This window comes from Streptomyces sp. Root431 (genome assembly GCF_001426585.1).
In the GTDB taxonomy this organism is placed as follows: domain Bacteria; phylum Actinomycetota; class Actinomycetes; order Streptomycetales; family Streptomycetaceae; genus Streptomyces; species Streptomyces stackebrandtii.
Map to the genome: position 1 here is coordinate 439858 of NZ_LMEI01000011.1, position 25767 is coordinate 465624.

The following is a 25767-nucleotide window of genomic DNA, read 5'->3' on the forward strand; positions in this document are numbered from 1 at the left end:
GCCCACATGTTGCCGGTACGTGAAGAAGCTGTCTCTCTTCCGCAATCAATGGACGTTGTGGTCGTTGTGGTCGCGACCTAGCGTGTCGGCGTGACGAATGTGCTGGTGGTGGACGACGACTTCATGGTCGCCAAGCTGCACTGCCGCTATGTGTCGGCGGTGGAGGGCTTCACGGTGTCCGGGGTCGCGCACAGCGGCGCCGAGGCGCTGCGCGCCGCCGAGCGTCTCCGGCCCGACCTCGTACTGCTCGACGTCTTCCTGCCGGACATGGACGGCATCCAGGTGCTGCGGGAGCTGCGCGCCGCGGGCATGGGCATGGACGCGCTCTTCATCACGGCGGCGCGGGACGTCGGCACGATCCGCTCGGCGCTGCGCGCCGGGGCGCTGCACTATCTGATCAAGCCGTTCAGCCAGGCGGCGCTGCACGAGCAGCTGCGCCACGTCGCCTCGCTGCGCAGCCGCCTCGACGACCTGGCCGAGGCCCGCCAGGAGGACGTGGACCAGATCTTCGGCACCCGCCCCCGGGGCTCCCGCGAGCTCCCGAAGGGCCTCGCCGCCCACACGGCCGACCTGGTCGACTCGATCCTCCGCACCCACCCGGAGGGCCTCTCGGCGACGGAGTGCGCGGAGGCCGGCGCCTTGTCCCGGGTGAGCGCCCGCCGCTACCTGGAGTACTTCGCCCAGACGGGCCGCGCGGAGATCACGCTGCGGTACGGGGGGACGGGGCGGCCGGAGCGGCGCTACCGGCGACTGGGGTAGGGCCGGCTCCCGGGCTGTTCCTCAGGCGCTTCTTACCTCCGCCTTAAAGGGGTCCTAAGGATCGCCATCTCCCCCTCTCCACCGGCTTTTTCGCGGGTCCGGGCGGCTAGCTTCCTTGCCAACCCCCCACGCTCACCCTCGTGAAGGAGCTGTCCCCCCATGACTTCTCGCCGTACGGCCGCGGCCGTCACCGCCACCGCGCTGCTGGGCCTGTCCGGGCTCGCCTCCGCGCCCGCGTTCGCTCACGGGTCGATGACGGACCCGGTGAGCCGGGTGTCGGCCTGTTACGCGGAGGGGCCCGAGGCGCCGCGGTCGGCGGCCTGCAAGGCCGCGGTGGCGGCGAGCGGGACCCAGGCGTTCTACGACTGGAACGCGGTGAACATCGCGAACGCCGCCGGGAAGCACCGGGAGCTGATCCCGGACGGCAAGCTGTGCAGCGCGGCCAACGACAAGTACCGCGGCCTCGACCTGGCGCGGGCCGACTGGCCCGCGAGCCGGCTGGCCTCCGGGGCGCACACCTTCCGTTACAAGGGGACGGCTCCGCACCGGGGTTCGTTCGAGCTGTACGTGACGAAGGACGGGTACGACCCGTCGAAGCCGCTGGCGTGGTCGGACCTGGAGGCGAAGCCGTTCGCGACGGTGACCGACCCGCGGATGGAGAACGGCGACTACGTCTTCGAGGGGACGGTGCCGAAGAAGTCCGGCCGGCATCTGATCTACTCGATCTGGCAGCGCTCGGACTCCCCCGAGGCGTTCTACACCTGCTCCGACGTGGTGTTCGGGGAGGAGTCCGGCGGGACCGCTCCGGCGCCGACGGCCTCCGCGCCGAGCGAGGAGCAGATCGAGGACGGGAAGGACGAGTCCTCCGTGGAGCACGGCGGGCACGGGGACGCCGACCACGCGACCGGTGCGGAGGAGACGGCGGCGGCGCCCGCGACGGCCGCCCCCACGACGGCCGCCCCCGCCACGGCCGCTCCGGCCACGAAGCCGGCCGCCGAGGCCGCCGAGACCACCACCCCGGCGCCCAACGCGCCCGCTCCCGCGGCGGGTTCGGAGTCCGGTGTGGAGCTGGCGGAGACCGGCGGCGACGCCACCACCCCGTACGTCGCGGTCGGTGGCGCCGCCGTGCTCGCGCTCGGTGCGGCCGTGCTCTTCGGGACGACCCGGAAGCGCCGCAGCCGGCGCTAGGGGGTGTCAGATGCCGCAGCCGGAAGCGGACCAGAAGCGGCTGGGGCGGTGGTCGACGTGGGTGTGGTCGCTGTGCCCGGGGTAGCCGGGCCCGAGGATGCCGTTGAAGCCGTGGTTGCGGGCCTGCTGGGCGAGGCGGCACAGCGAGTGGGGTCCGGAGCCGAGGTCGGCCGCGTCGCCGTAGAGGTGGCGGCTCGACGCGGCTCCGCCGACCGCGTCGTTGCAGGCCTGGCTGCGGAAGCCGCTGGTGACCCGGATCGACTGGTCGCCGAGCGCGTGCCGGAGGGCCTCCAGCTTCCACATCGTGCGCAGCGCGTTGGACTTGGCGGTGGCCGCGCTGACCGCGCCGCCCGCCCAGGTGGTGTTGCAATTGTTCAGCTCGGCGTAGGTGAAGTGGAGGGGTGTGCAGTCGTCGTCCTGGAGGCTGTAGATCTTGCTGAAGGTCGCGGGGCCCGCGACACCGTCGGCGGCCAGTCCGTAGGCGGACTGGAAGCGCTTGACGGCCGCGGCGGTCCCGGGGCCGTAGGCTCCGTCGATCGCGAGGACGGCGCCGTAGCCGGGGTAGCCGGCGACCCGGATCTGCAGTTGCGTCACATCGGCGCCGGAGGCTCCCTCGGAGAGGGTGCGCGACCAGGTGTAGCAGCCGTCCGCGTGAGCGGTGCCGGCGGTCGCCACCACCCCGCCCACCACGGACGCCATGAGCATGACAATCGAGAGAAGTAGGCGGACGAACGGGGAACGTGCGGTGCGTCGGGGCATCGAGCCTCCATTGCCTCACAGGACCGGGGGTGGCCCGTGGAGCCGGGCCACCCCCGAGACTGGCCGTCGCGTCGACGCGCGTCAACCATGCCTGACCGGCGCCATAGGGCGGACCAATGGCGGGACCGCCCCTGGAGGCCTTCCCTAGCCGATCACCGAGAGGCAGGTGGTCGGGGTCGCGTGGGCCGGGTCGAGGGCGTTGGCCACCTCGTGGAAGGTGACCCGGTCCACCGTGCCGATCGCCACGTGCTCGGAGAGGTCGAGCGCGCACTTGTCCTGGATGAGGACGTTGGTGACGTTCGGGCCGGACAGGAACTGCGAGCGGTACGGGGTGACCACCTCGTCGTACTGGGTCGCGATGACGTGGTAGCGGACCCCGGGGACCGTGTCCCCGCCCTCGTTGAGCTTCGTGATGAAGGCCGAGCCGGCGATCTGGTCGGCGAGGCCGGGGGTCGCGGAGCTGATCAGGTCCTCGGCCCCGGGGAAGTACGGCAGGAGCTTGGTGAGGCCGAGGAGGGTGGTGCCGTGGTTGTCGGGGGCGATCCCGACGAGCGTGTTCACCTTCTCGGCCCCGCCGAGGAACTTGAGGTACCAGCGGGGCATCATGCCGCCCTGCGAGTGCCCGACGAGGTCCGCCTCGGGGGCGCCGGTCGCGGCGAGGACCCGGTCGACGTACGCGTCGAGCTGCTCGGCGGACTTCGCGATGGGGCCGAGGCCGTGGAAGAAGGGCACGTTCGGCAGCTGGCCGTAGTCGAGCGAGAAGACGCAGTAGCCGCGGTTGACCAGATAGGGCGCGAGGACGAGCCAGTTGTCGACGGAGTTCCCGAGGGTGCCGTGGACGAGGACGACCGGGCGGGGGTGTGCGGCGGAGGGCTTGCAGGACCAGTCGTTCCAGCCACGGCTGGAGGCGGCGGTCTCCGTCTGGGCGGAGGCGGCGGTGGTGGGGGCGAGCGTGGCGGCGGCGGTCAGCAGCAGGACGGACAGCGCTCTGACGGCGTGCTTCCAGGACTTCCGGGGCAGCATCGGGCGATCTCCTTGCGGCTCAAGGGGAAGGTGGGGGTGCTGGGGGTGTCTTGCCGGTCAGGCCTGATCAGGGAGCGGGACCTGGTGCCGTGCATCGCAAGGCGGAGGAGGGAGTCATGGCGGAGCCATGGCGACCGACGACAACGCGGCGAGGCGCGGCACCAGGCCCCGCGAGCCCGGCATGATCGGCAAGACACCCCCTAAGCCCTGCGGTCCGGACCACAAGTGGGGATGCGCTTCAGCCAAAGCTACGCACGGGTAGCCTCGGCTGGGAAGTTACGCGTCGGTAAAAAGTGATGTGTCGTCATGCGGGCGCGTGATCGGCGAGTTCAGGCCGCCAGCGAACCCGGCAGCACCGCCCTCGGCCCGAACTTCGCCCGCGCCCGGTCCGCCACCGCCTCGATCCGCCGCGCCTTCTCGTCCGCCGGATCCAGGGACAGCTGGTACGCGGCCCCTTCGGCGCCCGTCAGCCCCTCGGCGCGCAGCGTGATCCCCCGCACCCGGGCCCGCTGGAGGCCGAGGGAGTCGTGGAGCGCGTACGCGAGGGAGCCGAGCGCCGCCGAGTGGGCGGTCGCCTCGGACAGGGTGCGGCTCCGCGTCGTCGTGCTCCGGTCCGCGTACCGCACGGTGAGCGCGAGCGAGCGGCACACCTGCCCCTCCGTCCGCAGCCGGGCGCCGAGTTCGCCGGCGAGCGCGAGGAGGGCCTTGCGGTGTTCCGTACGGTCGATCTCGTCGTGCGGGAAGGAGCGCTCGGCCGCCAGCATGGGGGTCCCCCCACGCGTTGAGCTGTGGGGGAGGGAGACCGCGTTCGGGGCGACGGGGGTGCGGTCGACGCCCCGCGCCCGCTCCCACAGCTCGCGGCCGGTCCGCGCGCCGACGAGCCGCTGGAGCACCGCGAGCGGCGCGTCGGCGACCCGGCCGACGGAGTCGAGCCCGTAGCCGCAGAGGGTGCGGGCGGTGGCGCGGCCGACGCCGTCGAGCGCGACGACCGGCCGGTCGCGGAGGAAGGCGGCCGGGTCCTCGACGACGAGGGTGACGCCGGGCCGGGCCTCGCGGGCCGCCATCCGGGCCAGCATGGGGTTGGGCCCGGCGCCGATGACGCAGTCGACGCCGTACAGGGCGAGCGCCCTGACCCGGATCACCGAGGCGAGCTCGGTGGGGCTCCAGTCGAAGTAGCGCAGCGCGCCGCGCACTTCGGCGAGCGCCTCGGAGGGCGGGGCGGCCTCGACGGTCGGGGTGAACTCGCCCAGGAGTTCCATCAGTCGGGGAAGCAGGGCCTCCCCGGCCGGTTCGAGGCGGAAGCGTACGCAGAGGATCATCCCGCGCTCCCCGGGCTGCTGTGCCAGAGCTTCCTGGGCGGCGCCGTCGCGCCTTCGCCGGCCGGTTTGAGGTCCGCCCAGGGGTTCATCTCGTAGCCGGTGGACATCGCGATGCGGCGGCCGGAGTCGCCGTCCCCACCGGCCGGCGCGGGCTCCGCGAGCCGCGCCCCCACCGCCTCCAGGCCGCCGGACGCCCGCAGTTCGACCAGTTCGGCGAGGTTCCAGGCGGCCGAGCCGACCACGCTGAGGCTGCGCGGGCCGCGCCGCTGCACCACGCCCCGGACCAGGAGCAGCCAGGAGTGGAAGACGGTGTGGGCGCAGCGCTCGTGGGCGTCGTCGAAGAAGGCCAGGTCGACCAGGCCGGTGCCGTCGTCGAGCGTGCTGAAGATGACCCGCTTCCCGGAGCGGATCGGCGGGGTCTGGGTGGCGGCCTTGGCACCCGCGACCAGGACGGTCCTGCCGTGGGGGGTGTCGCGGAGCCGCTGGGCGGAGACGACGCCGAGTTCGCGGAGGAAGGCGTGGTGGTCGTCCATGAGGTGGCGGGAGGCGTCCATGCCGAGGATGCCGAGCTCGGCGCTGAGGCGTTCCGTGTCGTCGAGGTCGGGCAGGCCGACGGGGGCGGTCTTCCCGCCTTGGGCGAGCGGGAGTTGACCGCCGTGGGAGGCGGCTCCCCGGTGGATGCGCCGGAGTTCGGTGAGGTGGAGCAGAAGGTCGCGGCGGTTGGCGCCGAAGGCGTCCAACGCGCCTACCTGGGCGAGCCGTTCGGCGACGGGGGTGCGGGGGCGGGCCCGCTCCCAGAAGTCGAGGAGGGAGGCGTACGGCTGCCCGGCCTCGATGCGGGCGCTCTCGGCCTCGCTGATGCCGTGCACGTCGACGAGGCCCAGCCGGAGCCCCCACCGCACAGGAGAATCAGACACCAGTTCGATACGGTGAGCGACCGCCGACCTGTTCACGTCCAGCGGCAGCACCGGCACCCCCCGCCGCCGCGCGTCCGCGAGCAGCAGCCGCTTCGGGTACATGCCGGGGTCGTGGGTGAGCAGCCCGGCGTAGAAGGCGGCCGGGTGGTGCGCCTTGAGCCAGGCGGACTGGTACGTCGGCACGGCGAAGGCGACGGCGTGCGCCTTGCAGAAGCCGTACGAGCCGAAGGCCGCGACGATCTCCCAGGTACGGGCGACGACCTCGTCCCCGTATCCGCGCGCGGAGGCCTCCCGGGCGAACCAGAGCTTGATCCGCCCCTGCGACTCGGCGTCCGAGAGCCCGCGCCGCACCTGGTCGGCCTCGTCGCGGCCGCAGCCGGTCATGATCCGCACGATCTCGATGATCTGCTCGTGGAAGACGACCACGCCGTACGTCTCCCGCAGGGTCTCCTCCAGGTCGGGGTGCGGGTAGCGGACGGGGGCGCGGCCGTGCCGGGCCTCGATGAAGGGGCGGACCATGTCGGCGGCGACCGGGCCCGGCCGGAAGAGCGAGATGTCGACGACGAGGTCGTGGAAGGTCGCGGGCTGGAGCCGGCCGACCAGGTCGCGCTGGCCCGGCGACTCGATCTGGAAGCAGCCGAGGGTCTCGGTGGAGCGGATGAGCCGGTACGTCTCGGGGTCGCCCTCCGGGACGGCGTCGATGTCCGGGCGGGTGCCGGTGGCCCGCTCGACCTCGGCGACGGCATGGGCCATCGCGGACTGCATCCGCACCCCGAGGACGTCGAGCTTGAGCAGCCCGAGGTCCTCCACGTCCTCCTTGTCGAACTGGGACATGGGGAAGCCCTCGCCGCTGGTGGGCACCACGGGGGTACGGGTGAGCAGCGAGGCGTCCGAGAGCAGGACCCCGCAGGGGTGCATGGCGGTGCCGCGTGGGAGCGCGTCGAGGGCCTCGACCAGCTCCCAGAGCTTTCCGAACTTCTCTCGCTCGCCCGCGAGTTCGCGCAGTTCGGGCAGTTCGTCGAGGGCGGCGAGGGCATCGCGGGCGCGGATGTGCGGGAAGGCCTTGGCGATCCGGTCGGTCTCGGCGGGGTCCAGGGAGAGGGCCGCGCCCACGTCCCGTACCGCGTGGCGGACCCGGTAGGTCTCGGGCATGGAGACGGTGGCGACGCGCGCGGTGCCGAAGCGGCCGATGATCGCCCGGTAGACCTCCAGGCGGCGGGCGGACTCCACGTCGATGTCGATGTCGGGCAGGGCGATGCGGCGCTTGGAGAGGAAGCGTTCCATCAGGAGGCCGTGCTCGACCGGGTCGGCGTGGGCGATGCCGAGGAGGTGGTTGACGAGGGAGCCGGCGCCGGAGCCGCGGGCGGCGACCCGGATCCCCATGCCCCGGACGTCGTCGACGACCTGGGCGACCGTCAGGAAGTAGGTGGCGAACCGGTGGTGGGCGATGACATCCAGTTCGCGGTGCATCCGGTCCCAGTAGGCGCCCCGTTTCTCGTACCCCTTGAGGATCATGCCGGCGGCGGCCCGGGAGGTGAGGACGCGCTGGGCGGTGCGGTGCTCGGCGCCGACGAGGTGCGCTTCGGGGAAGTGGGCGGAGCCGATGCCGAGGTCGTCCTCGGGGTCGACCAGGCAGGCGGCGGCGACCGCCGCGGTCCGTTCGAGGAGCCGGTGGGCGGTGTCCCGGCGGAAGCCGGCGGCCTCGACGATCCGCTCGGCGGCGGCCAGCATCTCGCCGGCGCCCTTGAGCCAGGCCTCGCCGCTGTCGAGCTCCTTGCGGGGGTCGACGGGGACGAGACGGCGGGCGGAGTCGAGGACGTCGGCGACCGGGCCCTGGCCGGGGTCGGCGTACCGGACGGCGTTGTCGATGACCGGCAGGACGCCCTGCTCGGCGGCGAAGCCGACGGTACGGGCGGCGAGCCGCAGGGAGCCGGGCCCGGTGCCGGTGCGGCCGTGGTCGACGGCCGCGAGGCGCAGCGCGTCGCCGTACCGCTCGCGCCAGGGGGCGAGCAGCCGGGCGGCCCGGTCGGGGCGGCCGGCGGCGAGGGCGCGGCCGACGTCGGACTCGGGGCCGAGCAGGACGAAGACGTCGTCGTCGCACAGGGCGGACCAGGGCAGCAGGGGCCGCTCCGCTCCCCCGGCGTGGGCGGCGGTGATCATCGCGCAGAGGGAGGCCCAGCCGGTGCGGGAGCGGGCGAGGAAGAGGGCGCGGGGCGCGGACTCGTCGACGAAGGCCCCGCCGCGGACGGGCGCGCGCCGGACGTCCTGCGGGCCGCCGGACGTCCGCTCCCGCACCGTCGGCTCGTACCCGAGGTCCACGCCGAACAGCGGGCGGACCCCCACCTTCGCGCACGCCTTGGCGAAGCGGATCGTGCCCGCGAGGGTGTCGCGGTCGGTCAGGGCGAGCGCGTCCATGCCGCGCTCGGCGGCACGCGCGGCCAGTCGTTCGGGGTGGGAGGCGCCGTAGCGCAGGGAGTAGCCCGACGCGGTGTGCAGGTGCGTGAATCCCGGCATGGCGCACCTCCCGGCTCCCGCATCGAATTCGTACGTACGTTCCCACCCCCTCGCTCCCACCCTAACTCATTTCGAACGTGCGTACGATAACCCGCACGGGTGACACCCCACCGCTCTCCGAGTCAGCCATTCGGCCCCCTCCCACCTGCGGAAACACCCTTCGCCCCGGAACCTGGGGGGCATGAGTCTCGTCGATGAACTGAAAAGCGCCGTCACCCCCCGAGCCGCCCTGCTCGTCGTCGGCGTCTTCGCCCTCCAGCTCCTGTTCATCACCTCGTACGTCGGGGCCCTGCACCACCCGAAGCCGAGGGACGTGCCCTTCGGCGTCGTCGCTCCCCCACAGGTCTCCGCCCGGCTCGTCGGGCAGCTGGAGAAGCTCCCCGGCGCGCCGATCGACCCGAGGACCGTCACCGACGAGGCCGAGGCCCGGGAGCAGATCCTGAACCGGGACATCGACGGGGCCCTCGTCGTCGACCCCACCGGCCGCACCGACACCCTGCTCGTCGCCTCCGGCGGCGGCACCGTCCTCTCCTCCGCCCTGGAGGCGATCTTCACCAAGGTCGAGGCGACCCAGCAGCGCACCGTGCGGACGGTCGACGTGGCCCCCGCGTCCGCGGAGGACTTCGACGGACTCTCCGCCTTCTACCTCGTCGTCGGCTGGTGCGTCGGCGGCTACATCTGCGCCGCGATCCTGGCGATCAGCGCGGGCTCCCGGCCCGCGAACCGCGAGCGCGCGATCATCCGCCTCGGCGTCCTCGCGCTCTACGCGGTCCTCGGCGGCCTCGGCGGCGCGATCATCGTCGGCCCGATCCTGGGCGCCCTGCCCGGCAGCGTCGCCGCCCTGTGGGGTCTGGGCACCCTGGTCGTCTTCGCCGTCGGCGCCGCCACCCTCGCCCTGCAGTCGGTCTTCGGGATCGTCGGCATCGGCCTGGCGATCCTCCTCATCGTGGTCGCGGGCAACCCGAGCGCGGGCGGTGCCTTCCCGCTGCCGATGCTGCCCCCGTTCTGGGAGGCGATCGGTCCGTGGCTGCCGCCGGGCGCGGGCACCTGGGCGGCGCGCTCGATCGCGTACTTCAAGGGCAACGACATGACCGGCTCGATGCTGGTCCTCTCGGCCTGGGCGGTCGTCGGCTCGGTGGTCACCCTGGTGATGTCCTCGCTGAAGCGCAAGCCCGATGCGGAGCCGATCGCCACGGAAGTCGACGCCACGGGCGAGGCCCCGGCCCGCTGAGCGGCGAGTGCTCGAAAATGACTGGTCACCGGCGCACGCACCCCATACCCTCACGGGGCATCGCCCACCGATCCCCGAACTGACAAGGTTCTCTGTGACATTGGTCCGCTCCGCCCGTCCCGACGAACTTCCCGCCCTGGTCGAACACCCCGACGACCCCGAGCGCAACGCCGCCACCCGCGCGTACCTCGCCCAGCTCCTCGACAGCGCGTGCACCAGGCCCGAGTGGTGCCTGGTCGCCGAGGACGGTGACGGGCGGCTCACCGGCAGCGTGGTGCTGTGGACCATCCCGGGGCACGAAGTCCCTCTCGCCTTCGTACTGTTCGAGGTACCGGAGGACGCCCCGGAGACCGCGGCGGCCCTGCTCGACGCGGCGGCCGCCAAGGCCCGGGAGCTGGGCGCGAAGGAGCTGGAGCACGTCGTCGACTCCCCCGCCCAGGCCCCGCAGTTCCAGCGGAACCCGGAGCGCCGGGGCGAGCTGCTGCGGGCGTCCGGTTACGGCGTGGTCCGCGACGGCCGCCGGTTCAGCCTCGGCACCCCCGGCGCACCGGGCGGGCAGCCCGCCGACGACCCCCGGCTGACCTTCCGTTCGCTCGCCGAGCTCGGCCGCGAGCCCTTCGTCGCGGCCCTCGCCGAGCTGCTCGCGGACACCGCCGACGCCCGGCTCGCGGCCGACGTACGGCAGCACGGCGCCCGCCGCGCGGCCGAGCTCCTCTTCGAGGAGACGGCCGAGCTGAAGTACGAGCCCGAGTGGTGGGAGCTCGGCTACGACGCGGACGGCACCGTCGCCGTGATCAGCCTCCCCGCCGAGAACCCCAGCGTCGCGGTGATCGGTTTCGTCGGCGTCACGCCCGCCCACCGCGGCAAGGGGTACGCCACCTCCGTCGTCGTCCGGGGCACGCGCGTCCTGGCCGCCGCCGGGGCCACGGAGATCCGCGGCGACTGCGACGCCGCGAACGTGGCGATGGCCAAGGCCTTCGAACGGGCCGGGTACGTGAACTTCGCCGACCGGCTGGAGTTCGCCCGCTCCCTCTGAGACGTACACGCGACACAAGGCCGCCCCGCGCTTCCTCGCGCGGGGCGGCCTTCGCATCCGTACGGCGTGCGACGTACGGCGTGCGGCGGCTACTTGCCGTAGTACGCCCGGGTCATCAGTTCCTTCATGTCGTCGATCATCGGCATCCGCGGGTTGGCCGGCGCGCACTGGTCGGCGTAGGCGTTCATGGCCTGCTGCGGCAGGGCCTCCAGGAAGGCCGCCTCGTCGACGCCCTCCTCCTGGAAGGAGGCGGGGATGCCGCACCGCTCTCGGAGCTCCTCGACGGCGCGGGCGTAGGACTCCACGCCCTCCTCCGGCGTCGCGGCCGGCAGGCCGAGCATCCGCGCGATCTCCTGGAAGCGCTCGGGGGCCCGGTAGACCTCGGCCTTCGGCCACGGCACGGCCTTGTGGGTGACGGTGCCGTTGTGGCGGATCACGTGCGGGAGCAGCAGCGCGTTGGTGCGGCCGTGGGCGACGTGGAAGGTGTTGCCGAGGGTGTGGGCCATGGCGTGGACCAGGCCGAGGAAGGCGTTGGCGAAGGCCATGCCGGCGATGGTGGACGCGTTGTGCATCTTCTCGCGGGCCTCGGGCGCCTTGGCGCCCTGCGTCACGCAGGTCTCCAGGTTCCGGAAGATCAGCTTGATCGCCTGGAGGCACTGGCCGTCGGTGAAGTCGTTGGCGTAGGCGGAGACGTACGCCTCGGTGGCGTGGGTCAGGGCGTCGAAGCCGGAGTCGGCGGTGACGGTGGCCGGGAGGTGCAGCGGAAGGACCGGGTCGACGATGGCGACGTCGGGGGTGAGCGCGTAGTCGGCGAGCGGGTACTTCTGCGCGGCCTCGGGGTCGGAGATCACCGCGAAGGGGGTGACCTCGCTGCCCGTGCCCGAGGTGGTCGGGATCGCGACCAGCTTCGCCTTCTCCCCCAGCTTCGGGAAGCGGTAGGCGCGCTTGCGGATGTCGAAGAACTTCTCCTTCGTGTCCGCGAACTCGACCTCGGGCCGCTCGTACATCAGCCACATGATCTTCGCCGCGTCCATCGGGGAGCCGCCGCCGAGGGCGACGATGGTGTCCGGGCGGAACTCCCGCATGGCGGCGGCGCCGGCCTGGACGGTGGCGAGCTCGGGGTTGGGCTCGACGGAGTCGATGACCTGGATCACGACCGGTTCCTCGCGGCCGTTGAGGATGTCGGTGACCTTCTGGACGAAGCCGATCTCGCCCATGGTCCGGTCGGTGACGATCGTGACCCTCTTCAGGCCCTCCATCTCGCCGAGGTAGCGGATGGCATTGCGCTCGAAGTAGATCTTCGGCGGAACCTTGTACCACTGCATGTTGGTGTTGCGCCGTCCGATCCGCTTGACGTTGATCAGGTTGACCGCGGTGACGTTGTTCGACACGGAGTTGTGTCCGTACGAGCCGCAGCCGAGCGTGAGCGAGGGCAGGAAGGCGTTGTAGACGTCGCCGATGCCGCCGAAGGTGGAGGGGGCGTTGACGATGACGCGGATCGCCTTGACGCGCTTGCCGAACTCCTCGGCGAGCTCCTCGTCCTCGGTGTGGATCGCGGCACTGTGGCCGAGGCCGTGGAACTCGACCATGCGGGCGGAGAGTTCGAGGCCGTGCTCGGTGGAGTCGGCCCTGAGGGCGGCCAGGATCGGGGAGAGCTTCTCGCGGGTCAGCGGTTCGCCCTCGCCGACCTCGGCGCATTCGGCGAGGAGGATCGAGGTGTTCTCGGGGACCTCGAAGCCGGCCTGTTCGGCGATCCACCGCGGGGACTTGCCGACGACGGCCGCGTTGAGCCTGGCTCCGCCGCAGTTGGTGGCGTAGGCGGTGGTGCCGAAGACGTACTCCTCCAGCTTGGTCTTCTCGGCGGCGGTGACGACGTAGGCGCCGAGCCGCTCGAACTCGGCGATGCCCTCCTCGTACACCTCCTCGTCGAGGATCACGGCCTGCTCGGAGGCGCAGATCATGCCGTTGTCGAAGGCCTTGGAGAGCACGATGTCGTGGACGGCGCGCTGGAGCCTGCCGCTCCGGGTGACGTACGCGGGGACGTTTCCGGCGCCGACGCCGAGGGCGGGCTTGCCGCACGAGTAGGCGGCCCTGACCATCGCGTTGCCGCCGGTGGCGAGGATGGTGGAGACGCCTTCGTGGTTCATGAGGAGGCCGGTGGCCTCCATGGAGGGCTCCTCGACCCACTGCACGCAGTCCTCGGGCGCCCCGGCGGCGACGGCGGCGTCGCGGACGATCCTGGCGGCCTCGGCCGAGCACTTCTGCGCGGAGGGGTGGAAGGCGAAGACGATGGGGTTGCGGGTCTTGAGGGCGATGAGCGCCTTGAAGACCGTCGTCGAGGTGGGGTTGGTGACGGGGGTCATCGCGCAGACGACGCCGACGGGTTCGGCGATCTCGGTGATGCCGTTCAGCTCGTCGCGGCGGATGACCCCGGCGGTCTTCAGGCCGGCCATCGAGTGGGTGACGTGCTCGCAGGCGAAGAGGTTCTTGACGGCCTTGTCCTCGAAGAGGCCGCGCCCGGTCTCCTCGACGGCGAGCTTCGCCGGTTCGCCGTGCGCGCTCAGCGCGGCGAGCGAGGCCTTCTTCACGATGTGGTCGACCTGCTCCTGGTCGAAGGTCTCGAACCGGTCGAGCGCCGCGAGCGCGCCCCGGACCAGTCCGTCCACCATCTCCTTGGCCTCCATGGCGGGTACTCCTTCATCGGTCCCTTTTTCCGTTGTCTTCATTCGACACCCGAGGGTGGCCGAAAAGGGTCCGAGAAAGCCCTCGGCGATCAGGACGAAAGACCTTCGAAGATCGACATGAAGCCCACAGAACCACCCGTGACCTGCGTGGATACCTCGGGACCAAAGCCCCTTGAGAGCTTGTGAAAACTTTCACAAGAATTTCGCCACTACGCTCCCGGGCCATGGGAAAACGAGTGCGCACCGACGACGGCCGCCTCCTGGTGGCCGAGGAATGGGGGAACCCCTCGGGGACCCCCGTACTGCTGTTCCACGGGACGCCCGGCACCCGCCTCGGCACGGCGCTGCCCGACACCGCCGACCGGCACCCCGGCGTCCGCTTCCTCTCCTACGACCGCCCCGGGTACGGGGACTCCGACCGCAGCCCCGGCCGCCTGGTCGCCGACGCCGCCCGGGACGCGGCCGCCGTCGCCGACGCCTTCGGCGTGGACCGCTTCGCCGTCGTCGGCCGGTCCGGCGGCGGCCCCCACGCGCTCGCCTGCGCCGCCCTGCTGCCCGACCGGGTCCGGGCGGCCGCCGTCCTGGTGGGGCTCGCTCCCCCGGACGCGGCCGGCCTCGACTGGCTCGGCGACATGACCCCGTTCAACGTCGAGGAGTACGGCCGGGCCCACGCCCACCTGGACGGCCGGGACCCCGGCGGCCTCGACCGGGACCTCGCGGCCCGCGCCGCCGCGATCCGGCGGGACCCGGCCCGGCTGATCGAGGATCTGCGGGCCGAGCTCTCCCCGCACGACCTGCCGGTCGTCGAGGATCCGCGGGTGCGCACGGTGCTGCTGCGCACCTACCGCGAGGCGCTGCGCGTCTCCCACCACGGCTGGCTGGACGACTGCCTGGCCTTCGTCCGCCCGTGGGGCTTCGACGTCGCCGCGGTCACCGTGCCCGTCCTGCTGTGGCACGGCCTCGACGACGCCTTCTCCCCCGTCGGTCACACCCGCTGGCTGGCCGGGCGGATCCCGGGGGCCGAGCTCGTCCTCGTACCGGACGCCGGTCACTTCGCCGCCCAGTACGCGCTGCCCGAGGCCCTCGCGTGGTGCGAGCGGGCGGACGGTCAGGGGGCCGGGCGCTGATACGCGCTCGACCGCGCGCCCTTGAGCGCGTCCAGGATCCGCTCGTGGCTGTCGCCCACGGTGTCGGCCACCCGGACTTTGAGGTACAGGGCCTCGACCCGGTCGACGAAGCGCTGGGAGAACGCCCCCAGCATCATCGTCTCGTAGGTTCCCGTGCCCACGAGCGGGAAGTTGCCCACCATGACCAGCTGGAAGTCCTCGCCCGCGGTGAGCCCGGCCGCGGTCAGCACCGCCGCCGCGCCCTGGACGTCCGTCCACGGCGCGGCGGTGGGCCCGGGCTCGCCCCGCAGGACGACCAGGCAGGCGTACTCCTCCACCATCACCGTGTGCGAGCCGCCGTTGAGCAGGCCGACCTGCCACTCGGGCACGCCGCCCCGCAGATTCCCGGCGGACCAGTCCGACCGCCAGCCGAGGAACGGCCGTACGGTACGGGCGTACTGGGCCCGGGCGAGGACCGCGCCGGCCGCCACCGCGAGGAGGCTGCCCAGCGGCTCCATGTCGAGCACCTGGAGCCGCCAGGGCCAATCGGTCCGCGCCTCCGCCGACATGTTGGCCCGGACGATCTCCCAGCCCAGCACCAGCGTCAGCAGCACGAGGAGCACGATCGGCGCCGTGAAGAGCAACGGGCTTCGGCGCACCCGTCGTTGGGCATCGGAGGCGGGTATCGGCCCACCGTTCCTGACGACGCTCACGTACGACTCCCCCCATGGTCGCGGAAGGCACCCGGCCGGAGTGCGGCCGGGTGCCTCGACTGTGACCATGGTGCTCCGCACGGGCCCGCGAAGGCCAGGGGGCGCCTAGAAGACGCTGACCCCGTACGCGCTCAGCGCCTCCGTCACCGGCTGGAAGAAGGTCGTGCCGCCCGAGGAGCAGTTGCCGCTGCCGCCCGAGGTGAGGCCGATGGCCCGGCTGCCGGAGTACAGCGGGCCGCCGGAGTCGCCCGGCTCGGCGCAGACGTTCGTGCGGATCATGCCGTAGACGATGTCCCCGCCGCCGTAGTTGACGGTGGCGTTGAGGCCGGTCACCGAGCCGCTGTGGGTGCCGGTGGTGGAGCCCCTGCGGGTGACCGACATGCCGACGGTCGCGTTGGCGGCGCTGGTGATGTCCACGCTGCCGACGGTGCCGGACTTGGTGACCGTGGAGTTGGTGTAGCGGACGATGCCGTAGTCGTTGGTCGGGAAGCTCGACCCGGCCGTGGTGCCGAGGACGGTCGACCGCGAGGAGTTGGAGTACCAGGTTCCCGCGCCGTCGGTGCAGTGACCGGCGGTGAGGAAGTAGTAGGCGCCCGCGCTGTCCCGGACGTTGAAGCCCAGGGAGCAGCGCCAGCCGCCGTCGGCGTAGATCGCGTCGCCGCCGGAGATCAGCTTGGTGAACCTGCCGGGGGTCCGCTCGACCTTGATGGCACCGGCGTCGGCGCCGGCCTGCCGCTTGATCGCGGCGATCTCGGCCGGGGAGACGGTGGAGTCGGCGGTGACGACGACCTTCCCGGTGGCGGTGTCGATGTGCCAGGCGGTGCCGGCCACGTCGGCGGCGAGCACGGCGTCGCTCGCGGCCGAGAGCCGCTCGGCGCCGAAGGTCTGCGCGGAGTCGGCGCTCGCGGTGGGGACGGCGAGTGCCGCGGCGGCGGCGAGACCGGCGACGACGGCGAGCAGCCGGACGGTTCTCGTGGGGGTGGTGCGCGTGGTCCTCACTTCTCGTTCCTCCAGAGGGGAATCGGGGGCCCGCCGTGGGGTGCCGGGCCCGTGAGGCGCGGCCCGGGGGGCCTGCGCTGTGGGGGAGTCTCGGGCCGTACGACTTCCGGCCGCAAGGGCGCGTTTCGGTCGCACGGCCTTCGACAGGCCTTGCCGGAACGGGAGTTGCAGCGGTCTAGTAGAGGCTGACCTTGTACTTGGCGAGGGCCTCCGGCACCGGCTGGTAGAAGGTCGTGCCGCCGGTGGAGCAGTTGCCGCTGCCGCCCGAGGTGATGCCGAGCGCCTTGGTGCCGTCGTAGAGCGCGCCCCCGGAGTCGCCGGGCTCGGCGCAGACGTTGGTCTGGATCATGCCGCGGACGGTGCCGCCGCCGGAGTAGTGGACGGTGGCGTCGAGGCCCGTGACCGTACCGCTGCGGGTTCCCGTGGTGGAGCCGGAGCGCTTGACCGACTCGCCCACGTAGGCGTCTGCGGCGGTGAAGCCACCGGTGTGGCTGAGCGAGGTGTTGTCGTAGCGGACGAGCGCGTAGTCGTTGCCGGGGAAGCTGGAGCCCACGGTGGCGCCGATCAGGGTGGACTGCGCCGAGTTGGCGTACCACGTGTTGGCGACGTTGCCGCAGTGGCCGGCGGTGAGGAAGTAGTACGTGCTGCCGCTGCGCACGTTGAAGCCGAGCGAGCAGCGGTAGCCGCTGCCGTAGATGGCGTCGCCCGCCCCGAGCAGGGGCTTGAAGACGCCGGCGGTGCGCTGGACGCGCAGGGCTCCGGCGTCGGTGCCGGCCGCCGCGCGGATCTTCGCGATCCCCGCGTCGGTGACGGTGGAGTCGGCGGTGACGACGACCCGGCCCGCGGCTCTGTCCACGTACCAGGCGGTGCCGCCGACCCCGGCGGCGTCGACGGCGGCGTCGGCGCGGGCGAGCTGGGCCGCTCCGGCCGGGGCGGGGACGGGGGCCGCCTGGGCACCCGGGAGTCCGAGGGCCGTCACGGCGGCGAGCCCCGCGGCGAGCGCGAGCATTCGGGTGGTGGTGTTCCTCACTTTGCTCCTCACAGTTCTCCTTCTGGGAAAAGCGGAGTGGCCCGTGGGTAGCGGGCCCGTGAGGCGCCGTCAGATGACGTGTTCCTGACATGCACCGTGAGCGATAGTGACCCCCGTGGAGCGGACGCACAAGACCGCCGGACGCACGGGCGCCCCCGGCCGTCGTGGCCGGGGGCGCCCTTTCGCTCCGTACGTCCTGCAGAAGCCCCTGCTCAGGCGGGGTTCAGCCGCCGCTCCCCCGCCGGCACCGCGGTGTCGAGCGTGTTGCCCGGCGGCGGGAAGGGGCAGATGAAGTGGTCGGCGAAGGCGCACGGCGGGAGCAGCGCGCGGTTGAAGTCCACCGTCACCGAGCCGTCCGCCGCCGGGGCCGCCGGCCGCAGGAAGCGGAAGCGGTAGCTGTCCCGGCCGCTGGTGGCGTCCGCGAAGACCGTCCACAGCGAGCCGTCGTCCTCGACGGCCACCTGGAGGGTGTGCTCGCCGCCGTGCAGCTCGAAGGCCAGCTCGCCGGCGAGCCCGAGGCCGCGCTCCCGGCCGTCGGCGTTCTCGACCCGCACGCTGCGCGTCTCCTCGTACGGACGGAAGACGCCGGGCACGACCCAGCGCTCGTCGTACGGGGTGGCCTCGATGCCCCGGAAGGCGGTGCGGGCCTCGGAGCCGGGGTCGAAGTCCCGTACGGCCCAGAGCCCTTCGCGCCGCAGGACGACGAGCCGCCGGCCGGCCGACTCGACCCGGGACTCGTGGATCGGGGCGTGGTCGGCGGTGAGGCGTACGGTGCCGGTGAAGGGCTTCCCGTCGACGGTGATCGCGTCCTCCGCGTCCGCCGTCAGGACCACCTCGTCGCCGTCCTCCCGCCACTCGCCGGGAACGGCCGGAATTCGACCCTCCGGGTGATCCGAGAGCCAGTGCGTGCCCGTGAGGGAGAGCGGGCCGTACGAGGAGGCGACCGCCGCCTCGCGCTGCTCGTGCCAGTGCTGCCAGTCCTGCTGCGGATCCGTGCTCATGGTGTTCCACCTTTTCATACGGGCTGCGGAAGCCCGGGGCGCGCCGTGGGTCAGTTCTTGGTGCGGGGCAGGCCGGGCGGGTTGATCTCCGACTTCTCCACGGCCTCGCTGCCCAGACCCCAGCGCTTGAGCACCTCGGCGTAGGTGCCGTTCCCGACGATGTGGTCGATCGCGGCCCCGTAGGCGGCGACGAGGCCGCTGCCCTTCTTCGTGGTGGCCGCGATCTTGCCCTGGAGCCCGGCGCCCGCGCCGGAGAACTTCCCGGCGACCTCGGTCTGTCCGGCCGAGGCCACGTGGTAGGCGACGACGGGGTTGGGGCCGAGGTAGCCGTCGATCCGGCCGGACTGGAGGGCCAGGTAGTAGTCGCTGGTGTTCTGGAAGTACGAGATCTCGACGCCCTTGCGGCCCGCCTTCTCGTTCTGCGCGGACCAGTCGACGAGGATCTTCTCCTGGTTGGTGCCGGAGCCGACGGCGATCTTCTTCCCCGCCACGTCCTCGGGGCCCTTCACCGTCCAGCCGGAGCCCTTCTTCGCCTCGAAGGCGAGGTCGTCGAGGCGGTAGGTGGCGAAGTCGTACTTGTCCTTGCGCTCCTCGGTCACGGTGACGTTGGAGAAGACGGCGTCGTACTTGCCGCTGTCGAGGCCGACGAAGAGGTTCTCCCAGGAGACCGGCTCGAACTGGGGCTTCAGGCCGAGGGTGTCGGCCACCAGCGTCGCGAGGTCGAGCTCGGTGCCGATCAGCGTCTTGTCGTCGGTGGCGCGGAAGGCGAGCGGCGGACTGCTGTTCGCGGAGACTCCGATGACGAGCGTGCCTCTCTTGCGGACGGCCTCGGGCACCTGGGCGGCGATGGCCTCGACCTTGGCGGTGTGGACGCGCTTCTGGTCCGGGCCCACGTTGATGCCGCTCCCCTTCTGCCCCTCGGGCTTGATGTCGGCGGTGGCGGCGTCCCCCGCGCCGCAGGCGGTGAGGACCCCGAGGGCGGTGAGCGAGGCGAGGGCGGTGAGGACGGCGCGACGGGACTTCATGACGGGACTCCTGGTGCGGAAGAGAAGGGAAGGGGAGAAGAAGGAGACGGGCGGTCAGAGGACCTTGGAGAGGAAGGCGCGGGTGCGCTCGTGGCGTGGGCTGTCGAGCACCTCGGCCGGCGGACCCTGCTCGACGATCCGGCCCTCGTCCATGAAGACCACGGTGTCGGCGACCTCGCGGGCGAAGCCGATCTCGTGCGTGACGACGATCATGGTCGTGCCGGTGGCGGCCAGGTCCTTGATGACGTCGAGGACCTCGCCGACCAGTTCGGGGTCGAGCGCGGAGGTCGGCTCGTCGAAGAGGAGCAGCCCCGGTTCCAGGGCGAGCGCGCGGGCGATGGCGACCCGCTGCTGCTGTCCGCCGGAGAGCTGCTTGGGGTACGCCTCCGCCTTGTCGGCGAGTCCGACGCGGTCGAGCAGCTTCCGGGCCGCGGCCTCGGCCTCCTTGCGGGGGCGCTTCAGGGCCGAGACGGGGGCCTCGACGATGTTCTCCAGGACGGTCAGGTGCGGGAAGAGGTGGAAGTTCTGGAAGACGAAGCCGATCCGGGTGCGCTGCTTGAGGATGTCGCGCTCCCGCAGCTCGTAGAGCTTGTTCCCGGAGCGGCGGTAGCCGACGAGGGTGCCGTCGACGCTGACCGTGCCGCTGTCGACCTTCTCCAGGTGGTTGATGGTCCGCAGGAGGGTCGACTTGCCGGAGCCCGAGGGGCCGAGGACGACGGTGACCTCACCCGCCCGGACGTCGAGGTCGATGCCGCGCAGGACGTGGAGCGCGCCGAAGTTCTTGTGGACGGAGCGGATCTCGACCTTGGCGGTGGTGGCCTCGGGGACGGTGGTGGTCGCGGAGCTCATCGGGCGCTCCCCTTCGCGTAGTGGCGTTCGACGTAGTGCTGGACGACGGAGAGCGCGGTGGTGAGCAGGACGTACCAGGCGGTGGCGACCATGAGGAGCGGGACGACCCGTCCGTTGCGGCCGTAGACGACCTGCACCTGGTAGAAGAGTTCGCCGATCGCCATGACCGAGACGATCGAGGTGCCCTTGAAGAGCGAGATGATCTCGTTGGCGGCGTTGGGCAGGATCGAGCGCATCGCCTGCGGCAGCACGATCCGCCGCAGCTGCCGGAATTTCGGGATGCCGAGGGAGGCCGCCGCCTCCGACTGGCCCTCGTCCACGGCGAGTACGCCGCCCCGGACGATCTCCGCCGCGTAGGCCGCCTGGTGGAGGGCGAGCCCGAGGACGGCGGCGCTCATCTCGCCGACGAGGCCCATCGTGTCGAAGGAGAGGAAGCTCGGCCCGAAGGGGATGCCGATGCTCAACTCCTTGTAGAGGTAGGCGAGGTTGAACCAGAAGAGCAGCTGGACGATGAGCGGGATGGAGCGGAAGGCCCAGATGTAGCCGAAGGCGACCGAGCGCAGGAACGGGTTGGCCGAGAGGCGCATGAAGGCCAGCACGATGCCGATGGCGAAGCCGAGGGCCGTGCCGTAGAAGGTGAGCTGGAGGGTGACCCAGACGGCCTGGAGGATCGTCTCGGTGGTGAAGAAGGCGGCGAAGACGTCCCACTCCCAGCCGGGGTTGGTGACGAGGCCGTGGGCGAACTGCACGAGCAGGACGGCGGTGGCGGCGACGGCCACCCAGCGCCAGGGGTGGCGCACGGGGACGACCACGAGCTCGGCGGGTGCCGGGGGCGTGGCGGTGGCGGTCGGGTCCTTCGTGAGGGTGGCGGTGGAGGGTGGATCGCTGGTGAGAGCCATGGCGGTTCCTCGGGAACGGGTCGGGAGGCTGAAGGGGGAGCGCGGATCAGGCGCTCAGCGGGGCCGGACGACGACAGCTCCGGCCGCCCTGGTCGCTCAGGACGCCCCGGTCGGCCAGGTCGGCCCGGTCGCTCTGGACGCCCCGGTCGTCGCTCCGGTCGCCCCGGTCACTCCGGTCGCTCCGGACGTCCTGCTCGCTCAGGAAGGTCAGCGCGGCCCGTGCGGCGATGTCGTTCTGCCCGAAGGCGATCCCGCCGGTACGGGGCCGGGTGAAGGCCCCGCCCGCCCGGGCGGTGGTGTGCGGGCCGAGCGCGAAGCGGCGCGGGTGCGGGCGCCCGTCGCGCTCCAGGATCCGGCCGTCGGCGGGGTCGACGACGAGGAGTCCGCTGGCGGTGGCCCGGGCCCCGTCCTCGTACAGCGCGCGCAGCAGCGGGCTGCCGGTGAGCTCCAGGGTGGGGTCGGGCAGCCGGGCCTCGACGAGGGCGCGCGCCTCGGTCCACTCCCCCGGCACGGCGGCGGACGCGGCGCGGAAGACCCCGCGCTCCTCGTCGGTCTCGACGGTGACCTGGGGTCCGAGGAAGCGGACCACGCCGGCGCGGGAGAGCGCGAGGAGCTGCCGCAGCCGGGGGCCGGGCGGGCCGGAGGCGAGGTAGCTGAAGAAGCCGTGCCACCAGCCGCCCAGGTCGACGCGGCCGCCGAGGCTCAGGAGCTGGGCGTAGACGGAGAGGAGGGCCGCGAAGACGGCGGCGTCGGGGCTGTGGGCGGGGTCGTGGCGGCGGGCCAGGTCGTCGGTGACGTAGTCGCGCAGGCCGTGCTGGAGCGCCTCGGCGGAGACGAAGCGGACCCCGTCGAGGGGGTGGTCGAGGGCGTCCGGGTCGAACCGGTCGGCGGGGTCGGGGACGGCCGCGGCGACGAGCGCGGCGATCTCCGCACTGCGCGGCGGCGCCTGCGCGTACGCCTCCTCGAAGGAGGTCCGGTCGAGGGAGGTCCGCTCGGGGTGGGTGGAGAAGAGCCGGTGGTAGTGGGCCCAGCCGAGCTCCTTGTCGATGAGCGGCCACACGTCGCGCCGGAAGTCGAGCGGCCCGTCCCGTTCCAGGAGGGCGTCGGTCTGCTCGGTCCCGAAGAACCGGGGCAGCGGGGGCCGTTCGCCGTCGAGCGCGTACCCGATCTTCGAGTGGTACGGGACGCCCCGCCGCGAGCCGACGTGCAGCACGGGCTCCCGGCCGGAGGGTACGTAGACGAGGTCGTCGCCCTCGCCCTCGTACCGTCCGCCGCGGCCCTCGGTGAGGAGCACCATCAGGTCGACGAAGGCGAGGCCGAAGCCGCGGACCAGGACGGGCTCGCCGGCGGGCAGGGCGGAGAGGTCGCTGTCGGCGGTGAAGTCGGGCGGGAGGTGGACGAGCCGGTGGCGGGCGGCGAAGCCGGCGAGCGCCCGCTGCTCCGGGTCGGGTTCGGCGTCGAGGTGGCCGACGGTGAGGACGACGAGGTCGGCGAGGAGCGGCTCGGCGCCGGCCTCGAGCCAGACCCGCTGGCGTCCGTCGCGGGGGCCGCCGATCCGCAGCGCGGAGGTGCGGTGCTCGTGGACGGTGACGGAGACGGGCAGGGCGGCGAGGGCCCGCTCGTACACCCAGCGCAGGTAGGCGCCCTGCTGGGGGCGGGTGGGGAAGGTGCGGCCCTCGATGCCGGCCCAGTCGGCGAGGGTGGGTCCGGGCAGGACGGGCCCGTCGAGCCGCACGGTCTCGTCGGTGAACATGGTGACGTCCTCGGCCTGGGAGTTCATCCAGAGCAGCGGGGACTGTTCGGTGCGCCAGATCCGTCCCGGGCCCGGCGGGTGCGGGTCGACGAGGTGGAGGTCGAGGGGGCCGTCGCCGTACAGCTCGGGCAGGTTGGCGGCGAGCCGTTCGAGGAAGCCGGTCCCGCGCGGCCCCGCGCCCACGATGACGATCGAGGGCGTCGGGGATGCCGAGGGGGCGGGGCTCATCGGGCACCGCCCGTGCCGCGGGCGTAGTACCGCTCGACGTAGTGCTGGCCGAGGCTGAGGACCGAGGTCACCGCCACGTACCAGAGGGTGGCGACGAGGAGCAGCGGGATGACCTCGTACGTGCGGTGGTAGACGAGCTGGGTCGAGTAGAGCAGGTCCTGAACGGCGATGACGGAGACGATCGAGGTGCCCTTGAGGGTGCCGATCAGCATGTTTCCGGCGGGCGGGACGATCGAGCGCATCGCCTGGGGGAGCACGATCCGGGTGAGCCTGCGCCACCGGCCGAGGCCGAGGGACTGGGCGGCCTCGATCTGGCCGCGGTCGACGGAGAGGATGCCGCCGCGCACGACCTCGGCGGCGTAGGCGGCCTCGTGCAGGGTGAGGCCGATGACGGCGACGGAGACGGGGCCGAGGAGGTTGACCGTGTGCACGCCGAGGACGGTCGGGTAGAGCGCGCCGATGTTGAACCAGAAGAGCAGCTGGACCAGGATCGGGGTGGACCGGAAGAACCAGACGTACCCCCAACTGACCGCGCGCAGAACGGGGTTGGCGGACATCCGGAGGACGGCGAGCAGCGTGCCGAGGACGAAGCCGAGGGCCATGACGAGGGCGGTCAGCCACAGGGTGAGACCGAGGCCGCGCAGGACGGACGCGGAGGTGAAGTACTCGGCGACGACGTCCCACTGGAAGGCCTTGTTGCGGACGACCGAGAGGAGTCCGAGGCCGAGGAGGACGAGGACGGCGGCCGCCGCTGTCCACTGGCCGGCGCGGCGGGTGGGGACGACTCGGGGAGGCGGCTCGGCCGGCGGGGCCGTGGAGGGGATCTTGACGAGGGTCGCGGACATGCGAAGGCTCCGTGGATGCCAGAGGGCGGATCGAACACGGGAGTGCGCCTTCACACGCGGCGGAGCACGGATCCGGGCCCCTCAGCCCGATCCGCCCTTCGAGGCTATGCGGTCAACATGCCCTGCTGTCAAGGGTGTCCACAGGGTGAGCCGTGCGTCTCATCGTGGTTGACGCGGAAACGGATGCCTGTTCCACTGGGGCCATGCATCCGCAGCAGCTGGTCACCCGCTCCCACATCGACTTCGGTCGCGTGTGGTCCTCTTCCTGTTGAGCTGACCTCCGCTCTGCCCTGCTCTGCCCGCGTGCTGTTTTCCGCGGCGCCTTCACACACAGGCCCCTCGTGAGTGCCTGAGCTCTCCCCTCCCCTCGCTCTGCCCCGCTTGTCCTCCTTCGCCCTGAAGGACCGTCATGACCTTCGCGCTGTCCGTGTACCGGACCACGACCACCGACCCCCTGGCCCGCCCGCTCCTCGACGAGCTGGCGTACGAATACACGACCCGGTACGGCTCCGCGCACGATCTGAGCCTCTATCCGGCCACCGAGTTCGCCCCTCCCGACGGCGCCTTCCTGCTCCTCATGGAGCAGGGCCGGCCCGTGGCCGGAGGCGCGTACCGCCGCTACGACGACCACACCGCCGAGCTGAAGAGGATCTGGACCCACTCGGCACACCGCAGGCGCGGGCTCGCCCGCCGCGTCCTCACCGTGCTCGAACGCGAGGCCGCCGCCCGCGGCTACTCCCGCATCTATCTGACGACCGGCGGGCGCCAGCCGGAGGCCAGGGGCCTCTATCTGGCGACCGGCTACCGGCCGCTCTTCGACGTGTCCGCCGCACCCGAGTCGCTCGGCCCCCTGCCGTTCGAGAAATTCCTGGAGAACCCGAAACCATGAGCACGCGTACGAGTTCCGGCACCGCCCGCACGACCCTCGGCTTCGCGCTGATCACCGCGGCCGCGCTCACGCTCACCGCCTGCGCCGGGGGCGAGCCCACGACGGCTCCGGCCGGGGCCTCGGGAGCGCCGGGCGCCGCGAAGGGCACGCTTCCCACCGAGGACGTGGTCTCGGCGGTCAAGAAGAACGAGGCCGCGGCGAAGCTGCTCCCGGCCGACGTCCGGCAGCGGGGCAGTTTCACGGTCGCCGCCTCGGTCGGGACCCCGCCCAGTTCGGCCTACCTGCCCGACGGCAGGACCGTGGTCGGGGTGGACGCCGACTTCACGGGCGCCGTGGCGAAGGCCCTCGGCCTGGAGGTGAAGCGCGAGGCGGTCGGCTTCGAGGCGATCCTGCCGGCGCTCGGCAGCGGCAAGTACGACGTGGGCACCGGGAACTTCGGGGTGACGGAGGAGCGGCGCAAGACCATCGACTTCGTCACGTACGTCAACGACGGGCAGGGCTTCGCCACCCGGGCCGACAGTCCGCTGAAGGCGGTCACCGACCTCACGCAGCTGTGCGGCCTGAAGGTCGCGACCGGCGCCGGCACCACCTTCGAACGGACCCTGGAGCAGAACAAGGGCCGGTGCGCGGAGGCCGGGAAGCCGGCGTACGAGGTGAACGTCTTCAACGAGACGGGAGCGGTCTGGATGGCGCTCCAGCAGGGCCGCAGCGATGTCGTGATGAGCACGATCAACGGCGTGCGGTACGCGGTGACGCAGCAGAAGAACGTGAAGTTCCTCAACGAGTACCGGCGGCTCGACGTCGGCTTCGCCTTCAAGAAGGGCACCCCGCTCGCCCCGGCCTTCCAGGCGGCGGTGAACGGCCTGAAGGCCGACGGGACGTACGACCGGATCCTGAAGAAGTGGGGCGTGACGGAGTCGGGCATCGAGCGGTCGCAGATCACCCCGCCGGAGATCCCGGCGCCGACGAAGTAGCGGGTGCGTCGGCCCGGCGGGGTGTC

21 protein-coding genes are annotated in these 25767 nt (G+C 72.3%); 7 read left to right on the plus strand and 14 right to left on the minus strand.

The features are described from left to right. The first annotated feature begins 90 nt into the window (after positions 1 to 90). Positions 91 to 759, plus strand: a complete 669-nt coding sequence (locus ASC82_RS21680) for a response regulator (protein ID WP_079039399.1) — start codon at positions 91 to 93, stop codon at positions 757 to 759. 159 nt (positions 760 to 918) lie between these two features. Continuing rightward, positions 919 to 1947: a lytic polysaccharide monooxygenase gene (locus tag ASC82_RS21685; protein ID WP_056650546.1), complete on the plus strand. Its 1029-nt coding sequence runs from the start codon at positions 919 to 921 to the stop codon at positions 1945 to 1947. A gap of 6 nt (positions 1948 to 1953) precedes the next feature. Here ASC82_RS21685 and ASC82_RS21690 read toward each other — a convergent pair whose 3' ends face one another. From ASC82_RS21690 to ASC82_RS21705, 4 genes are all read right to left on the minus strand, one after another. After that, the gene (locus ASC82_RS21690) at positions 1954 to 2706 is read right to left on the minus strand and encodes a D-Ala-D-Ala carboxypeptidase family metallohydrolase (protein ID WP_056650548.1); all 753 of its coding nucleotides are present in this window, start codon (positions 2704 to 2706) and stop codon (positions 1954 to 1956) included. 144 nt (positions 2707 to 2850) lie between these two features. After that, complete coding sequence (locus tag ASC82_RS21695) at positions 2851 to 3729, minus strand: alpha/beta fold hydrolase (protein WP_056650551.1); 879 nt, start codon at positions 3727 to 3729, stop codon at positions 2851 to 2853. Between the two features lie 329 nt (positions 3730 to 4058). Further along, positions 4059 to 5048 carry a DNA polymerase gene (locus ASC82_RS21700; protein ID WP_056650554.1) on the minus strand — a complete coding sequence of 330 codons (990 nt, stop codon included), beginning with the start codon at positions 5046 to 5048 and terminating at the stop codon, positions 4059 to 4061. Then, a complete protein-coding gene (locus tag ASC82_RS21705; protein ID WP_056650557.1) occupies positions 5045 to 8479 on the minus strand; it encodes a DNA polymerase III subunit alpha in 3435 nt (1144 codons plus the stop codon). Before ASC82_RS21705 ends, ASC82_RS21700 begins: the two co-directional genes overlap by 4 nt. A gap of 181 nt (positions 8480 to 8660) precedes the next feature. Here ASC82_RS21705 and ASC82_RS21710 point away from each other — a divergent pair, with 181 nt between their 5' ends. Beyond that, positions 8661 to 9710: a hypothetical protein gene (locus tag ASC82_RS21710; RefSeq protein ID WP_056650559.1), complete on the plus strand. Its 1050-nt coding sequence runs from the start codon at positions 8661 to 8663 to the stop codon at positions 9708 to 9710. A gap of 94 nt (positions 9711 to 9804) precedes the next feature. Continuing rightward, positions 9805 to 10746: a GNAT family N-acetyltransferase gene (locus ASC82_RS21715; protein WP_056650562.1), complete on the plus strand. Its 942-nt coding sequence runs from the start codon at positions 9805 to 9807 to the stop codon at positions 10744 to 10746. An 89-nt stretch (positions 10747 to 10835) separates the two neighbouring features. Here ASC82_RS21715 and adhE read toward each other — a convergent pair whose 3' ends face one another. Then, complete coding sequence (gene adhE / locus ASC82_RS21720; protein WP_199862583.1) at positions 10836 to 13430, minus strand: bifunctional acetaldehyde-CoA/alcohol dehydrogenase; 2595 nt, start codon at positions 13428 to 13430, stop codon at positions 10836 to 10838. A 224-nt stretch (positions 13431 to 13654) separates the two neighbouring features. Here adhE and ASC82_RS21725 point away from each other — a divergent pair, with 224 nt between their 5' ends. Beyond that, positions 13655 to 14557: an alpha/beta hydrolase gene (locus ASC82_RS21725; protein WP_056650569.1), complete on the plus strand. Its 903-nt coding sequence runs from the start codon at positions 13655 to 13657 to the stop codon at positions 14555 to 14557. Here ASC82_RS21725 and ASC82_RS21730 read toward each other — a convergent pair. The 9 genes from ASC82_RS21730 to ASC82_RS21770 all read right to left on the minus strand — a co-directional run bounded on the left by ASC82_RS21730 (position 14539) and on the right by ASC82_RS21770 (position 23878). Then, on the minus strand, positions 14539 to 15249 hold the full coding sequence (locus ASC82_RS21730) for a hypothetical protein (RefSeq protein ID WP_056650578.1): 711 nt from the start codon (positions 15247 to 15249) through the stop codon (positions 14539 to 14541). The two genes, ASC82_RS21725 and ASC82_RS21730, sit on opposite strands and share 19 nt — an antisense overlap. A 105-nt stretch (positions 15250 to 15354) precedes the next feature. Continuing rightward, positions 15355 to 16248, minus strand: a complete 894-nt coding sequence (locus ASC82_RS21735; protein WP_024761744.1) for a S1 family peptidase — start codon at positions 16246 to 16248, stop codon at positions 15355 to 15357. A gap of 175 nt (positions 16249 to 16423) precedes the next feature. Next, positions 16424 to 17257 (minus strand): S1 family peptidase, encoded by an 834-nt coding sequence (locus tag ASC82_RS21740; RefSeq protein ID WP_056650596.1) that lies wholly within the window; start codon positions 17255 to 17257, stop codon positions 16424 to 16426. A 233-nt stretch (positions 17258 to 17490) separates the two neighbouring features. Continuing rightward, the gene (locus tag ASC82_RS21745) at positions 17491 to 18279 is read right to left on the minus strand and encodes a DUF1684 domain-containing protein (protein WP_056650598.1); all 789 of its coding nucleotides are present in this window, start codon (positions 18277 to 18279) and stop codon (positions 17491 to 17493) included. A gap of 50 nt (positions 18280 to 18329) precedes the next feature. Continuing rightward, positions 18330 to 19304 carry an ABC transporter substrate-binding protein gene (locus tag ASC82_RS21750; protein WP_056650601.1) on the minus strand — a complete coding sequence of 325 codons (975 nt, stop codon included), beginning with the start codon at positions 19302 to 19304 and terminating at the stop codon, positions 18330 to 18332. 54 nt (positions 19305 to 19358) lie between these two features. Further along, entirely contained in the window at positions 19359 to 20153 is a 795-nt protein-coding gene (locus ASC82_RS21755; RefSeq protein WP_056650604.1) for an amino acid ABC transporter ATP-binding protein, read from the minus strand. Beyond that, positions 20150 to 21052, minus strand: a complete 903-nt coding sequence (locus tag ASC82_RS21760) for an amino acid ABC transporter permease (protein WP_056650607.1) — start codon at positions 21050 to 21052, stop codon at positions 20150 to 20152. Before ASC82_RS21760 ends, ASC82_RS21755 begins: the two co-directional genes overlap by 4 nt. A gap of 46 nt (positions 21053 to 21098) precedes the next feature. Continuing rightward, positions 21099 to 23033: an FAD/NAD(P)-binding protein gene (locus ASC82_RS21765; protein WP_079039401.1), complete on the minus strand. Its 1935-nt coding sequence runs from the start codon at positions 23031 to 23033 to the stop codon at positions 21099 to 21101. Beyond that, positions 23030 to 23878 (minus strand): amino acid ABC transporter permease, encoded by an 849-nt coding sequence (locus ASC82_RS21770; protein ID WP_056650610.1) that lies wholly within the window; start codon positions 23876 to 23878, stop codon positions 23030 to 23032. Before ASC82_RS21770 ends, ASC82_RS21765 begins: the two co-directional genes overlap by 4 nt. Before the next feature lie 409 nt (positions 23879 to 24287). On the opposite strand from ASC82_RS21770, the gene ASC82_RS21775 reads away from it, so the two are divergent. Together ASC82_RS21775 and ASC82_RS21780 are read left to right on the plus strand one after the other, a co-directional pair. Then, the gene (locus tag ASC82_RS21775) at positions 24288 to 24767 is read left to right on the plus strand and encodes a GNAT family N-acetyltransferase (RefSeq protein WP_056650613.1); all 480 of its coding nucleotides are present in this window, start codon (positions 24288 to 24290) and stop codon (positions 24765 to 24767) included. Continuing rightward, positions 24764 to 25741 (plus strand): ABC transporter substrate-binding protein, encoded by a 978-nt coding sequence (locus ASC82_RS21780; protein ID WP_056650616.1) that lies wholly within the window; start codon positions 24764 to 24766, stop codon positions 25739 to 25741. The genes ASC82_RS21775 and ASC82_RS21780 overlap by 4 nt, the downstream gene beginning before the upstream one ends. Positions 25742 to 25767 lie beyond the last annotated feature (26 nt).

Excerpts from the sequence above, each read along its gene's own strand:
- ASC82_RS21770 (WP_056650610.1), bottom strand. The coding sequence starts at position 23,878 with ATGTCCGCGACCCTCGTCAAGATCCCCTCCACGGCCCCGCCGGCCGAG.
- ASC82_RS21745 (WP_056650598.1), bottom strand. The coding sequence starts at position 18,279 with ATGAGCACGGATCCGCAGCAGGACTGGCAGCACTGGCACGAGCAGCGC.
- ASC82_RS21765 (WP_079039401.1), bottom strand. The coding sequence starts at position 23,033 with ATGAGCCCCGCCCCCTCGGCATCCCCGACGCCCTCGATCGTCATCGTG.
- adhE (WP_199862583.1), bottom strand. The coding sequence starts at position 13,430 with ATGGAGGCCAAGGAGATGGTGGACGGACTGGTCCGGGGCGCGCTCGCG.
- ASC82_RS21695 (WP_056650551.1), bottom strand. The coding sequence starts at position 3,729 with ATGCTGCCCCGGAAGTCCTGGAAGCACGCCGTCAGAGCGCTGTCCGTC.
- ASC82_RS21685 (WP_056650546.1), top strand. The coding sequence starts at position 919 with ATGACTTCTCGCCGTACGGCCGCGGCCGTCACCGCCACCGCGCTGCTG.
- ASC82_RS21750 (WP_056650601.1), bottom strand. The coding sequence starts at position 19,304 with ATGAAGTCCCGTCGCGCCGTCCTCACCGCCCTCGCCTCGCTCACCGCC.
- ASC82_RS21690 (WP_056650548.1), bottom strand. The coding sequence starts at position 2,706 with ATGCCCCGACGCACCGCACGTTCCCCGTTCGTCCGCCTACTTCTCTCG.
- ASC82_RS21700 (WP_056650554.1), bottom strand. The coding sequence starts at position 5,048 with ATGATCCTCTGCGTACGCTTCCGCCTCGAACCGGCCGGGGAGGCCCTG.
- ASC82_RS21710 (WP_056650559.1), top strand. The coding sequence starts at position 8,661 with ATGAGTCTCGTCGATGAACTGAAAAGCGCCGTCACCCCCCGAGCCGCC.
- ASC82_RS21780 (WP_056650616.1), top strand. The coding sequence starts at position 24,764 with ATGAGCACGCGTACGAGTTCCGGCACCGCCCGCACGACCCTCGGCTTC.
- ASC82_RS21725 (WP_056650569.1), top strand. The coding sequence starts at position 13,655 with ATGGGAAAACGAGTGCGCACCGACGACGGCCGCCTCCTGGTGGCCGAG.
- ASC82_RS21775 (WP_056650613.1), top strand. The coding sequence starts at position 24,288 with ATGACCTTCGCGCTGTCCGTGTACCGGACCACGACCACCGACCCCCTG.
- ASC82_RS21740 (WP_056650596.1), bottom strand. The coding sequence starts at position 17,257 with ATGCTCGCGCTCGCCGCGGGGCTCGCCGCCGTGACGGCCCTCGGACTC.
- ASC82_RS21705 (WP_056650557.1), bottom strand. The coding sequence starts at position 8,479 with ATGCCGGGATTCACGCACCTGCACACCGCGTCGGGCTACTCCCTGCGC.
- ASC82_RS21760 (WP_056650607.1), bottom strand. The coding sequence starts at position 21,052 with ATGGCTCTCACCAGCGATCCACCCTCCACCGCCACCCTCACGAAGGAC.
- ASC82_RS21755 (WP_056650604.1), bottom strand. The coding sequence starts at position 20,153 with ATGAGCTCCGCGACCACCACCGTCCCCGAGGCCACCACCGCCAAGGTC.